This window comes from Cellulomonas aerilata, from assembly GCF_007991755.1.
Lineage (GTDB): Bacteria > Actinomycetota > Actinomycetes > Actinomycetales > Cellulomonadaceae > Pengzhenrongella > Pengzhenrongella aerilata.
The window spans coordinates 147456-160153 of record NZ_BJYY01000014.1 but is presented as its reverse complement, the minus strand read 5'-3'; the positions used below and the strand labels follow the sequence as shown (position 1 = coordinate 160153).

At 76.1% G+C, this 12698-nt stretch carries 10 protein-coding genes and 1 tRNA gene; 4 read left to right on the top strand and 7 right to left on the bottom strand.

Features of this window, described 5'->3' with window-relative positions:
- Nucleotides 1-12 precede the first annotated feature (12 nt).
- The 6 genes from CAE01nite_RS11685 to CAE01nite_RS11660 all read right to left on the bottom strand — a co-directional run bounded on the left by CAE01nite_RS11685 (nt 13) and on the right by CAE01nite_RS11660 (nt 7013).
- Nucleotides 13-1482 (bottom strand): beta-N-acetylhexosaminidase, encoded by a 1470-nt coding sequence (locus CAE01nite_RS11685; protein ID WP_146904512.1) that lies wholly within the window; start codon nt 1480-1482, stop codon nt 13-15.
- Between the two features lie 367 nt (nt 1483-1849).
- A complete protein-coding gene (locus CAE01nite_RS11680; protein ID WP_146904510.1) occupies nt 1850-3340 on the bottom strand; it encodes an outer membrane protein assembly factor BamB family protein in 1491 nt (496 codons plus the stop codon).
- 465 nt (nt 3341-3805) lie between these two features.
- A tRNA-Ala gene (locus CAE01nite_RS11675) sits at nt 3806-3878 on the bottom strand.
- A gap of 56 nt (nt 3879-3934) precedes the next feature.
- Nucleotides 3935-5080: a SepX/GlpR family protein gene (locus tag CAE01nite_RS11670; protein WP_146904508.1), complete on the bottom strand. Its 1146-nt coding sequence runs from the start codon at nt 5078-5080 to the stop codon at nt 3935-3937.
- Between the two features lie 76 nt (nt 5081-5156).
- Nucleotides 5157-5777 (bottom strand): GNAT family N-acetyltransferase, encoded by a 621-nt coding sequence (locus CAE01nite_RS11665; protein ID WP_146904506.1) that lies wholly within the window; start codon nt 5775-5777, stop codon nt 5157-5159.
- A 3-nt stretch (nt 5778-5780) separates the two neighbouring features.
- On the bottom strand, nt 5781-7013 hold the full coding sequence (locus tag CAE01nite_RS11660; RefSeq protein WP_146904504.1) for a molybdopterin molybdotransferase MoeA: 1233 nt from the start codon (nt 7011-7013) through the stop codon (nt 5781-5783).
- A gap of 95 nt (nt 7014-7108) precedes the next feature.
- On the opposite strand from CAE01nite_RS11660, the gene CAE01nite_RS11655 reads away from it, so the two are divergent.
- Nucleotides 7109-7768, top strand: coding sequence for a 5-formyltetrahydrofolate cyclo-ligase (locus CAE01nite_RS11655; protein WP_146904498.1), 660 nt, complete (start codon nt 7109-7111; stop codon nt 7766-7768).
- Here CAE01nite_RS11655 and CAE01nite_RS11650 read toward each other — a convergent pair.
- Entirely contained in the window at nt 7746-10475 is a 2730-nt protein-coding gene (locus CAE01nite_RS11650) for a penicillin acylase family protein (RefSeq protein WP_246131162.1), read from the bottom strand. The two genes, CAE01nite_RS11655 and CAE01nite_RS11650, sit on opposite strands and share 23 nt — an antisense overlap.
- A gap of 190 nt (nt 10476-10665) precedes the next feature.
- Between CAE01nite_RS11650 and CAE01nite_RS11645 the strand changes: the two genes are divergently transcribed.
- The 3 genes from CAE01nite_RS11645 to mscL all read left to right on the top strand — a co-directional run bounded on the left by CAE01nite_RS11645 (nt 10666) and on the right by mscL (nt 12570).
- Nucleotides 10666-11028, top strand: a complete 363-nt coding sequence (locus CAE01nite_RS11645; protein ID WP_146904492.1) for an FmdB family zinc ribbon protein — start codon at nt 10666-10668, stop codon at nt 11026-11028.
- A gap of 143 nt (nt 11029-11171) precedes the next feature.
- A complete protein-coding gene (locus tag CAE01nite_RS11640; protein ID WP_246131161.1) occupies nt 11172-12020 on the top strand; it encodes an SAF domain-containing protein in 849 nt (282 codons plus the stop codon).
- A gap of 40 nt (nt 12021-12060) precedes the next feature.
- Nucleotides 12061-12570, top strand: coding sequence for a large conductance mechanosensitive channel protein MscL (gene mscL / locus CAE01nite_RS11635; RefSeq protein ID WP_246131160.1), 510 nt, complete (start codon nt 12061-12063; stop codon nt 12568-12570).
- Nucleotides 12571-12698 lie beyond the last annotated feature (128 nt).

The window sequence follows — 12698 nt, the reverse complement described above, 5'->3', positions numbered from 1 at the left end:
CCGCTCTGGCTGCTACCAGTGCACCTGCGGGCTGGCGTACCAGGCGAACCCGTCGCGGTCCCAGCCGTCGGCGAGGTGCGCGACGCGCCCCCGGAAGCCGTCCCAGCCGCGGCGGTCGGCGGCGGACCAGGCGACCTCGGCGACGGCGGCGAGCCGCGGCAGCAGCATCGTGAACAGGTCCTCGGTGGTCTCGATCGTCTCGGTCCACACCGCCGCCTCGACGCCCAGGATCGAGCCGGGCGCCACGCCGGGGATGACGTCGTCCGGCTCCCAGTCGTAGGCGTCCCGCAGCTCGACGTGCCCCGCCCAGTGCAGGCCGAGGCGGGTGGCGGCGTCGTACTTCATGTCGAGGTAGACGCGCGACGCCGGCGAGAGCAGCAGGCGCGCCCCGCGGCTGGCGGCCGCGACGAACGGCGCCGGGTCCTCGCGCGGGTCCCAGTACTGCACGACCGTCCCGGCGTCGACCTCGCCGTGCGCGATCTCCTGCCAGCCGACGGTGACCTTGCCGGCCTGCCGGACGGCGTCCTGCGCGGAGCGCACGAACCACGCGTACTCGTCCGACCCCATCTCCAGGACCTCGTCGCCGCCGATGTGCAGGTACGGCCCCGGCGTCATCGCCGCGAGGTCGCCGAAGACGTCCCGGAGGAACGGCACGGTCGCCGGGACGTCGCGGTGGAGGCGGCTGAAGCCGACGTCGGTCCCGGTGTAGACGGGCGGCGCGACGCCGTCCGGCGTGAGCTCGGGCAGCGCGTGCAGCGCGGCGTTGACGTGCCCGGGGACGTCGATCTCGGGGACGACGGTGATGCTCCGCGCCGCCGCGTGGGCGACGATCGCGGCGTAGTCCTGCGCCGAGTAGCAGCCGCCGCGTCCGCCACCGACCTCGCTCCCGGAGGACCGCCCCGCGAGACCCGGCCGCGACGGCAGGTCGATGCGCCAGCCCTGGTCGTCGGTCAGGTGCAGGTGCAGGACGTTCAGCTTGAGCTGGGACATCACGCACAGCACCGCGCACACCTGCCCGACGGTGAAGAAGTGCCGGGCGACGTCCAGGCTCAGGCCGCGCCACGGGAAGCGCGGGGCGTCGTGCACCTCCAGCGCAGGCACCTCGACGCTCCCGTCCGGCTGCGGGGTCACGAGCTGCTGGAGCGTGGCGACGCCGCGCATCAGCCCGGCGGGTCGCGGCGCGCGGACCTCGATGCGGTCAGTGTCGACGGTGACGGTGTACCGCTCGGCGGGGTCGGCGTCCGCGGGGCCGGCGGCGGCGTCGATCTCGATCGCGATGGTCCCCGGCAGGCGCAGGTCCTCGGTGGACAGGCCGATCGGGAAGTCGACGACGGGCCCGAGCAGCTCCGCGGCGAGCACGCCGGCGCTGATCTCCTCGGAGCTGTCGCCGGTGGCGAACATCGTCCAGGGGCCCAGGACGAACGGGGCACGGCCGGTGCGCTCCACGGTGAGCGGCACGGGCACGAGCGGAAGGTCGGTCACGGTACGTCCTTCAGGGGGTCGTGATGCGGGGGGACGGTTGCCCGTGCCGTCACGCTACCGACGCCGCCCGGCCACCGACGCCCGGAACGGAGGGGAACGGCCGGGCTTCACCCGGGCGGCCCATGGATCCACATCCCACCGACGGTCGTCGGCATGCGGTGGAGCGGCACTCGGACCCCGTGCGTCCGGCAGCCGCACGGCGCTCGGGCTCGGCGCCGGCTGACGGCGTCGCCGGGGTCGCCGGGGTCGAGCGATACGGCTCCGCTCGTGCTCACCGTCATCCGGTGCGCCGGCGACGTGCCGGCGGCCACGCTGCCGGTCAGGTGCTCACCAGGCTGGTGATCGGCTGCGCCGCGGCGCCGGGGGGTCAGTCCGGCGCTGCGAGCACGACGAGGCCCTCGTCCGTCGCGGCGACCACCCGCCCACCCACCGAGGTGACGTGACGGGTTCTCGGGGGCAGCGCGGTGCGCCAGCGCTCGGTTCCGGACCGCACGTCGAGCGCCACCAGGTCGGTGCCCGCAGGACCCTCGGCGTCCCGACCGGGCAGCCCCAGCAGCACGACGTCGCCGTCCGTGAGCCCCGAGGTGGGCAGGGAGCTGCCCACCGGCTGCTCCCACAGCACGGTGCCGTCCCCGACGTCCAGACCGACCGCGCGGCCGGTCGCCGACAGGACGACGAGGACGCCGCCGACCTCGACGACGGCGCTCTCGCCGTCGAGGTCGGGAAGGGCCCACACCTCGGCGCCGGTGCGCGGGTCGAGCGCGCTGACGCCGCCCTCGTCGTGCTGGACCAGCAGCACGGCGTTCCGGGTGTCGGCGTCGACCCCGGGCAGCAGCACCGCCTCGTCGAGCGCGTACAGGGTCTCGCCACCAGCGGCCAGGACCTCGGTGCTCGAGGTGGCGTCCGTCCAGTCGTACGTCGTCCGCACCACCGTGCCGTCGGTCAGCTCCCGCTCCTCGATGCTGGTCTCCGGCGGCCGCCGGGGCGGCTGGGGCACCTCGAGGCCCGTCGCCAGGTCCAGGGCGATGCTGTCCGGCGCCGCGAGCGTGAGGACGCCGCCGTCCGACTCCATGCGCACCCCGCTCGACGGCGACACGAAGCCCTCGCGGCTCGCGTACCGCCAGCGCACGACGCCCGAGGTCGGGTCCCAACGCACCACGTGGAGGGTGAGGCCGCCCACCTCCGTGGCGTACACGGCGTCACCCTCGTGCGGGAGCGCGTGGACCAGCCGGCCCGGGAGGTCCAGGCGGTGCAGCACCTCCCCCGCCCGCAGGTCGACCGTCATCACGACCGAGCCGGGGCCCGACCCGGCAGAGGTGTCGCCGGCCCCGAGGTCGTCCGGGACGGTGACGCCGACGCAGAGCGCCAGGTCACCGCCCGGCGGCCCTGATTCGAGGGCCCTCGACGACCCGTCGAACGCGGCGCGGCCGGCGGTCGGCACGGCGGTGCACCAGAGCCCGTCGCCATCCACCCGCCACGCCTCGGTGCCGTGCGTGGCGTCGACCCCCGCGAGGCCGTCGCTCGTGCCGAGGACGAGCCGGCCTGCCGACACCCCGAGGACCGACGACGCGTCGTCCCGCCGCCACACCTCCGTCGGCGCCGCAGGGAGCGGCAGGAGGAGCCCAGGTACGTCGCGCAGCGCCGCCGCTCGGCTGCGCGCCTGCCACTGGTCGACCACGCCGACCACCCCGACGACCCCGACGAGGGCGGCGCCGACGGCGAGCCGGACCCGGCGGCGGTGCGGCCGGCCGGACGTCGTGGCCGGGTCGGTCGAGGATCCGGGGGCCGCTGCGTCGTCGACCTCGACGACCTCGACGACGAGTCCCGCGTCCCGCTCGCGCCGCCGTGGCCGCCGCATCGTCCCAGGGTACCGAGCGGTCCGGCTCAGCCGCCGGGGACGCCGACGAGCGCCTCGCGGGCCCGCCGCCCTCGGCACCTCCGGCTCACAGGAGCTCAGCGACCGACTGCCACCCACGGCCTCAGGAGGGTTGCCGGTCGCCCCGCTCCAAGACGCTCTGCACGACCAGGCAGAGCGCCGGCGCGGCGGCCGGCGCATCCACGAGCTGCGGCACACCGCGGCGTGCCTGTGGCTGGCGCGGGCGGCGACGCGGTGGCCGTTCAGACCTGGCTCGGGCACGGTGTCGATCGCGACGACGAACATCGGCCCGCGCCACCTCGGCACCACCGCTGACCGGGCCGGATCGGACCGTCTGAACGGTGAGGGCGCACAGGGAGAACACGTCACGACACCGGGGCACGGTGAACATGAGGAAACCCCGCCTGACCGGAGCATCTCTGCTGGTCAGACGGGGTTCTCGTGGGGTGGAGCTGAGGGGATTCGAACCCCTGACCTTCTCATTGCGAACGAGACGCGCTACCAACTGCGCCACAGCCCCTCGAGCGGCTCAAGACTAGCCCGAGCCGGGCCGATCCGAGAAATCGGCCTCCGCGGTCACTCCCCGGCGGCGCGGCGGCGGGCCAGGACGGCGTCCAGGTCGATCGCCGGCGGGGTGCTGACCGGCGCCTCGGCGTCCTCGGCAGAGCCACCGTCCACCGCTGCCGCGGGCTCCTCGACCACCAGGGGCAGCGGCTCGCGGCGCGGCGCCGTCGCCTTGGTCGTGTAGGTGGGGCGCGGCACCGGCACGGGCGACCAGCCGTCGGCGTCCTTGTCGGCACCCTCGCCCGCGGCCACCTCCGCAGCCCCAGCCTCGGCCTCGGCCTCGGCCTCGACGGTCGTCGCCGACACGTCGTCGTCGGACGACGTCGACGCGCGGTCGGACGTCGTGGCGCCAGGCGCCTCGAGGACCGACACGGTCGTCCCAGCCGTGGCCACCGGGGTCGACGCCGCGACGATCTCGGCGGCACGCCGGTCACCGGGTGCGGAGACGACACCCCCGGACCGCACCTGCGGCACGGCCTCAGTGTGGCTGTCGGACGGGTGCAGCGCGCGGCCGGTGATCGGGCCGCTGCGGCGTCCCCCGACGGCCTGCACGGTGGCGAGCCGCCGCTGCTGCTGCTCCCACGCGGCGTCGGCCGCCTGGCCCTGCAGCACGGCGCGGCGACCGAGGCCGAGCACGCCCACGAGCAGCACCGTCGGGACGACGGCGGCCATGACGGCGAGCGACGTCAGGCCGACCACGACCCACGCACCGGCCGCGACCACCAGCAGCGCGACGGTGAGCAGCGCCCGCCGTCGGGCGGCGGCGGCACGGCGGGCCAGTGCCGCGGCACGCTGCGAGCGCAGCTGGGCCTGGCGTCGGGCGGCGTCCGCGCTGATCTTGTCCTGGGTCCCGTACGGTCGCTCCACGACCCCGCCCTCTCTGTCCGTCAACGCCTGTCGCCCGGCCACGGGGACACCCCGCGCCGGGCTGAGCAGCTCGCACCGCTTGGAACGGTCCGCGCCGCACTCCGCCCGGTCGGCGCCCCGGTCGGCACGACCGCGAGGGTCCGTGACGACGAGGACGCGCAACGCGTCGGAGAACCGGTCCTCCGTGCGCGACTCGAGCAGCTGCTGCCGGTACCGCAGCCGGTGCGGCACCAGGTACGCGATCCACAGGCCCACGATCGCGAGTGCGACCAGGCCTGCGATGTCGTGCACGCCCCGACGGTAGGTGAGGGCTCGACGCGTCCCGGTCACCGGGCCCGGCGTGTCGGCGGGCAGAACTACACGGCTGTCATTCTCCGTCGACGGACGCAGCCCTGACCCGCCTCGCGTGCCACCGGGCGAGCAGGCCTTCCGGGACGTCCTCGACCGTGAGGGCGAACGTCCGGTGGTCGCACCAGTCGCCGTTGATGTGCAGGTACCGGGCGCGCAGGCCCTCGTCGCGGAAGCCGAGCTTCTCCACCACGCGCAGGCTCGGCGCGTTCTCGGGGCGGATGTTGACCTCCACGCGGTGCAGCGCCAGCGGGCCGAAGCAGTGGTCGGTGGCCAGCGCGACCGACGTCGGGATGACCCCCTGCCCGGCGACGTGCTGCGACACCCAGTAGCCGATCGAGGCCGACCGCAGCGACCCGTAGACGATGCTCGACACCGTGAGCTGACCGACCAGCTGGCCGCGGTGGTCCACCGCGAACGGCAGCGCGGTGCCCTGCCGGGCCTGCGCGGACAGCATCCGCACGAACTCGCCGAAGGTCGGGGACGGGCCCTCCGTGGGCACCGGCGACGACGCCTCCCACCGCTCCAGCCAGCGGGCGTTCACCGCGCGCAGCGCGAGCCACGCCTTGGCGTCGCGCCGGCGCAGCGGGCGCAGCCGGACGTCGCCGTCCTCCAGCACGACCGGCCACCGCGTCGCCACCGGTCAGCCCTCCAGCACGAGGCAGTGGACGTGGTCGCCGGGGCGGACGGCGGTCTCGTCCTCGGGGACGACGGCCAGGGCGTTGGCGCGGGACAGCGCGGAGACGGACACCTCGCCGGGGTCGCCGACGGGGGTCACGCCGTACCCCTCGCCCGGGCTGCCGACCACGAGCGCGGGCACGAACTGCCGGACCCCGGCCGGGGACGACCAGCCGACCGTCGCCGCCGCGGGCACCGACGGCCGGAACAGCTCGGACCGCCCGGCGATCGCACGCAGCGCCGGCCGGACGAACACCTCGAACGACACGTGCGCCGCGACCGGGTGCCCGGGCAGCGCGAAGATCGGCACCGGGTCGCCGCCGTCGTCGAGCCCGCCGACGGTGCCGAACCCCTGCCGCCGGCCGGGGCTCATGGCCACGTGGTCGAAGCGGACCGTCCCCAGCGGCGCGAGCACGTCCTTGACGGTGTCCCGGTCCGTCTCGCTCAGGCCGCCGGTGGTGAGCAGCAGGTCCGCGCGCACCAGCTGGTCCTCGATCGCCTCGCGCAGCCGGGCCCGGCCGTCGCCGACGACGCCGACCCGGATCGCCGTCGCGCCCGCGTCCTGGACGGCGGTGGCCAGCGCGTGGCTGTTGGCGTCGTGCACGTCGCCGGGAGCGGCGGGGGCGCCGGGCTCGATCAGCTCGTCCCCCACCGACAGGACCACCACGCGCGGCGTCGGGTGGACGCGCACGCGCGCCCGGCCCACCGCGGCGGCCATGGACAGCTGCCGTGCGCCGAGCCGGGTGCCCGCGGCGATGAGGACGTCGCCGCTCGCGGCGTCCACGCCCGCGCGGCGCACGTTCTCCCCCGCGCGCGCCGGACGCCTCACCAGCACGCGCGCCGTCCCGCGGTCGGTCTCCTCCAGCGGGACGACGGCGTCCGCGCCGTGCGGCAGCGGACCGCCGGACGCGACGCGCACCACCTGCCCGGGTGCCAGGCGCAGCGGGGCGGCGTCCCCGGCGTGCACGTCGTGCGCGACCGGCAGGTGCAGCGGGATCGCACCACCGGCGACGGCGGTCTCCGCGGCGGCCACGGCGTACCCGTCGCGCGTCGCCAGCGGGTGCAGCGGGAGGTCGGCGTGGGCGACGACGTCGGTGGCGAGGATGCAGCCGACGGCGTCGTGCAGGGCGACGTCGAGCGGGGGGACGGGCCCGACCGCGGCCAGCACGGCCGCGAGCTGGTCCTGGACGGAGATCACCTCTGGAGTGTAGGGACGCGGACGCCGTCCGGCCCGGAGCGCGAGCCGGGGCCCGTCGACGCCCCTCGGCGCCGCCCATGTCCGATACTGACCGCATGAGCAGCGCTGCCGTGCCGTCCCCGTCCCGTGCCGGCGAGGACGACGCCGAGCAGGTCGAGCACGCCAAGGAGACGCTGCGCAAGTCCATCCGCGCCGCGCGCTCGGCGCGGTCGGAGCGCCGTCGCCACGAGGCGGCCGAGGCCCTCGCCCAGGTCGTCGCCGGGATCCCGGCCGTCGCCGCCGCCGGCTGCGTCGCGGTGTACGCCGCCCGTCCGGGTGAGCCGGACACCGGTCCGCTGCTGGACCTGCTCGCCGCCCGGGGCACCCGCATCCTCATGCCCGTGCTCGGCACGGGTCTGCAGCGCGACTGGGCCGCCTACGCGGGCGCGGACGACCTGCGGCAGCGCGCCCCCGGTCGCCCGCCCGAGCCGGGCACGCCGCAGCTGGGCCCCGCCGCGCTGGCCCACGCGGACGTCGTGGTCGCCCCGGCGCTCGCGGTCGACACCTCCGGGGCACGGCTGGGGCAGGGCGGTGGCTGGTACGACCGCGCCCTGGAGCACGCCCGCCCGGGTGTCCCGGTGGTCGCCGTCGTCTACGCCGACGAGGTGTACGAGGCCGACGCGCGACCCCTGCCGCGCCTGCCGCACGACCGCACCGTGGACGCCGTGGCGACGCCGTCCGGCGTGCGGTGGTTCAGGAGCCCGGACGCAGGGTGAGCCGGTCGTCCGCGGCCGCCTCCACGGCCTCGGCCGTGTACGGCCACGGGAAGGTCTCCCCCGCCGCCCACGGACCCAGCTGGTCCGCGTAGTGCGGGCTGCCCGGGTGCCCGCTGACGCCGGTCAGGTTGACCCAGGTGGAGGCGTCCAGGTCGCCGAGGTCGACGACCATCCGCATCGACGGCGCCGCGGTGACCGCGTAGGAGTCGGTGTCGGCGTCCCAGCTCGTCGCGTTGACGACGCTCGAGCCGCCGCCCACGCCGACGCCCTCGGGGTTGACCAGCCGGCGCACCGGCCCGGGGACGCCGTCGCCGCCCAGGACCGGGTGCTGCGGGGCCAGGACGTGCACCTTGCCCCACTCCCATCCCGTGGCCTCCTTGCCCATCTCGACCGCGAGCTCCAGCCGGGCGGACGTCAGCGCGCGGGACAGGATCTCGTCGCGCCCCTCGACCAGGCCGACGGTGGTCCGGTCGTCCCACCAGGCGTCGTCGGGCCGCTGCAGCAGGCCTGAGACGACCTCCAGCCACCGGTCGCCGCCGGTGGGCCGGACGGACTGCGGCAGCTCGTCCCAGAAGATCAGCTGGAGCAGCGTCGACCAGACGGCGGAGAAGTACGCCGCGCCGGCCGAGTCCGCGGCGGCGACGCCGTCCCAGTCACGCAGCAGGTCCTGACCCGCCTCGTCGAACGACGACTCCAGGTCCACCTGCACCAGGGCGTCGAGCAGGACCCCGGCGTAGGGGCTGCGCTCGTCGAGCTGCAGGTCGTTCATCGCGTCCACGTCGACGTCGTCGCCCGCGGAGATCGTCTCCTGCAGGACGGTCCGGATCCGCTGCGACCGGTACCCGTAGTCCCAGTCCCCGGTGAGGAACGGCCCGACGCCGGCTGCCGTGACGGCCTGGTTGGCCGCCACGATGAAGCCCTCCGGCGGGTCGAGGGCCGCGGGCAGCTGGGCCGGGTCCACGGTGCCCTGCCAGTCGTACCGGCTGTCCCAGCCCGGGCGCGGCCAGGACCCGTCCGACGGGACCGGCGCGCCGGGCACGACCGCGCGCACCGGGATCTTGCCGGGCGCCTGGTAACCGATGTGCCCGTCGGTGGTGGCGAACACGATGTTCTGCGCCGGGACGTCGAACAGCGTCGCCGCGGCGGCGAGGTCGGCGGCGCCCGTGGCCGTGTCGATCGCGAAGACGGCGTCCGCAGTGCGGCCGGGGGTCAGCGCGGTCCAGGCGAGGGCGAGCTCGTGGTCGCCGGCGAAGGCGTCCGGGTCGCCGGGCCCGACCCGTGCGGACAGGGTCTCCACGAGCACCCCGGAGACGATCGGGCCGTGCTCGGTGGAGCGGACGGTAAGCTCGACGTCCTCGCCGCCGTTGACCCGGATGGTCTCGGTGCGCACCGTCATCGGCAGGCGCGCGCCGTCCTTCTCGTACTCGTCGCCGTCGGTCCGCTCGACGAAGAAGTCCGTGACGTCCGCGGCCATGTTCGTGATGCCCCAGGCGAGCTGCGCGTTGTGGCCGATGATCACCCCGGGGAAGCCGGCGAACGAGAACCCGCTCACGTCGAACGGGCAGTCGGTCCCGACGTCGGCGCACCGCAGGCCCACCTGGGTCCAGATGCCCGGGGCGGAGATGCCCAGGTGCGGGTCGTTGGCGAGCATCGGCGCCCCCGTGCTCGTGTGCTCGCCGGAGACCACCCAGGAGTTGGACCCGATGCCCTCGCCCTCGCCGACCAGGTGCGGGACGGCGGCCAGCGCCTCGGTCGCCGAGGCGAGGGCGCGCTGGAGGTCGGCCGAGGCGAGGTCGGGTCCGGTCGGCTCGGGTGCGAGGGTCGGGTCGCCCGGCTCGGTGGGCTCGGTCGGCTCGCTCGGCGCGGTCGGCTCGGTCGTCCCGGCGGGGACGGCGGCCGACGTCGGCGTGGCGGGCGCGGCCGCCGGCGCGGCAGGCGGCGCACCCGCAGCCTGCGCGGCTGCGGTGACCGGGGCGGCGGCGGGCGCGGAGGTGAGGTCGGCGGCGGCCACGATGGGGACGTTGACCGCCTGCGGGTACGCCGGGAAGAGCTCGGCGACCCGGGCGACGTCCTGCACGGACGCGTACGTCGTGGCGCGCGCGAGCTCCTCGTCGTAGTTGCCGCGCAGGTCCCAGGCCATCGCCTTGAGCCACGCCAGGGAGTCCACCGGGTCCCAGGGCGCGGGCTCGGGGACCGACACCTGCGTGCCGAGGACCGTGTACTCCACGCCCAGCGACTCCGTGCCGCGGGACTCGAGGTAGGCGTTGACGCCGTCGGCGTAGGCCTGCAGGTAGGCGCGGGTGGACTCGGCCACGATCGGCAGCTCCTGCTCGGCGACCCGGCGCCAGCCGAAGGTGCGAATCACCCGGTCCGCCGCGAGGGCGTCCGGGTTCGCCCCGACGAGCTCGGAGAGGCGGCCCGCAGTGACGTGCCGGCGGTAGTCCATCTCGAAGAACCGGTCCTGCGCGTGCACGAACCCCTGGGCGCGGAACAGGTCCTCGGAGGTCCGCGCGGTGATCGTCGGGACGCCGCGGGCGTCGCGCACGACCGTCACCTCGTCAGCCAGCCCCGGCACGTCCAGCGTGCCGGTGGTCTGGGGCAGCGGACGGCGGACGACCAGCACCGCCGCCACGGTGGTCGCGGCGAGCACCAGCACCAGCACGGCGGCGACGACAGCGAGGAGTCGGGTGGCTCGGCGGCGGGTCACGCCTGGGAGAGTAGCCGCAGCGGCGCGACGGCCCGGACGCGCGAGCGGCGGGAGGGCTCCGACGCACGAGCGGCGGGACGGCCGCGGGCCGTCGGGCACGTCACAGAGCGCACCGGGCGGAGCGGCCGGTATCATTAGCACTCGGATGAAGCGAGTGCCAGCTCGGCTGGCGTCGGCAGAGGAGACCCGCGTGCCCATCTACCCCTACGCCTGCACCGCGTGCGGACACACGTTCGAGGTGCAGCAGTCCTTCACCGACGCGTCCCTGACGCAGTGCCCGGAGTGCTCGGGCAAGCTTCGCAAGGTGTTCTCGAGCGTCGGCGTCGTCTTCAAGGGCTCCGGCTTCTACCGCACCGACTCGCGGTCCGGCAGCGTGGCCGCGTCGTCCGGCGGCGAGGGCGGCTCCGCACCGGCGGGCACGTCGGGCGCCGGCTCGTCCGGGGCGTCGGGCTCCTCGGGCACTTCCGGCTCCGGCAGCACACCGTCGTCCGGGTCCTCGTCGTCGGGATCCTCGTCGTCCGCTTCGGCGCCTGCGGCGGCGAAGAGCTCCTGACGGCCGGGCGTCGCCGAGGTCCTGCGCCTCGCGACGCCGTCGACGGGCGGTCCGCCGCCCCCAGGTCGACGTCGCGTCGGCTCGTCCACCGACGCCACTGACCGGGATCGGGCAGGCGCGACCGTCCGCCTAGCGTCCGGGCCGTGACCATCTCCGGCTCTCCCGACGTCCCGATCTCGCGGTGGCCCTCGCTCCCTGCGCCCGACGGCGGCGTGCGGGTGGGCGGCTCGCGTCCGGCCCGGATCCGCGGTGGCTCGGGTCACGCGCTCACGCTGCGCGGGTCCGGCGCGAGCTCGTCCTCCTCGGGCGCGGGGCCCCGGCCGCCGCACCGCTCCCCGCCCTACCGCTGGCGGGTGCTCGCCTGGCGCGCCCGGTTCGCGCTGGCGGCCCTCCTCCTCGGGACGGCCGCCGCACTGGCCGTCGCTCAGCTGCGCCCGCCGTCCCCGCCGACGGTGCCCGTGGTCACGGCGGCGCGGGACCTCGTGGCGGGCGCTGCGCTCACGACGGACGACGTCCGGGTGGTGCCCGTCCCGGTCGCGACGGCCGTCGCCGGCGCGCACCCCGACGTGGCCGCCGTGCTGGGGCGCGCGCCCGTGGTGGCCGTGCCGTCCGGGCTGCCGATCGTCGACTCGCTGCTCGGCGCCGACCGGCTGGCCGGGTCCGGACCGCCGGGCACGGTGGTGGTCCCGGTCCGGCTCGCGGACCCGGGCGTGGCCGCGCTGCTGCGGCCCGGCGACCGGGTCGATCTCGTCGCCGCGACGACGTCCGGCACCGGCGACCCGGTCAGCCGGCGGCTCGCCGAGCGTGCCGTCGTGCTGCCCCGCCCCGCCGTGGAGGACGACCGGTCGCCTCCGTCGTCCGGTCTGCTGGGCGGGGCCCCGCAGGACGACGTCGCCGGTGCCCTGACGCTGGTCGCGGTCGCGCCGGAGGAGGCGGCGGCCCTCGCAGGCGCCTCCGGGTGGGCTGGGATCAGTGCGGTGCTCGTGGAATGATCGCCCGTCGTCCTGCCGTCGACCTGCGAGGAGAGCACCCGTGCGGTCCCTGTTCACCGGGTTCAAGGACTTCATCATGCGCGGCAACGTGGTGGAGCTCGCGATCGCGGTCGTCATCGGCACCGCGTTCACCGCCCTGGTCAACGGCCTGGTCGAGGGGCTGCTCAACCCGCTCGTCGCCCTGGTCGCCGGCCGCAACGACCTCAGCCAGGTCGGCGCTTTCGAGGTGGCCGGCACGCCGTTCCGGCCGGGCCTGGCGATCGACGCCCTCATCACGTTCCTGCTGGTCGCGGCGGCGGTCTACTTCTTCATCAAGATGCCGCTGACCACCCTGGCCCGGCTGCGCGAGCGCGACGAGGCCGAGGCGGCTGCCGCCGCGCCGCTCGAGCCGGCGGACGTCGTCCTGCTCCGGGAGATCCGCGACCTGCTGACCCAGCAGGCGACCACCACTGCCCGGGTCGGTGGGGCCGGGAGCGCCGCCGGTGTTGGCGGTGCCGGCGGCGAGGAGCCCACCCCGGCGTCCGACCGCGCGCCCCGGCACGCGGGCTGACCGGCTGACCGGGCCGATCGGACCGGCCCGACGGGGCGCGCTCGGCTGACTCGGGAGGTCCGGTTGACTCGGGCGCCCCGCTGACTCGGGCGCCCCGCTGACTCGCGCGCCCGGCCGACTCGGGCACC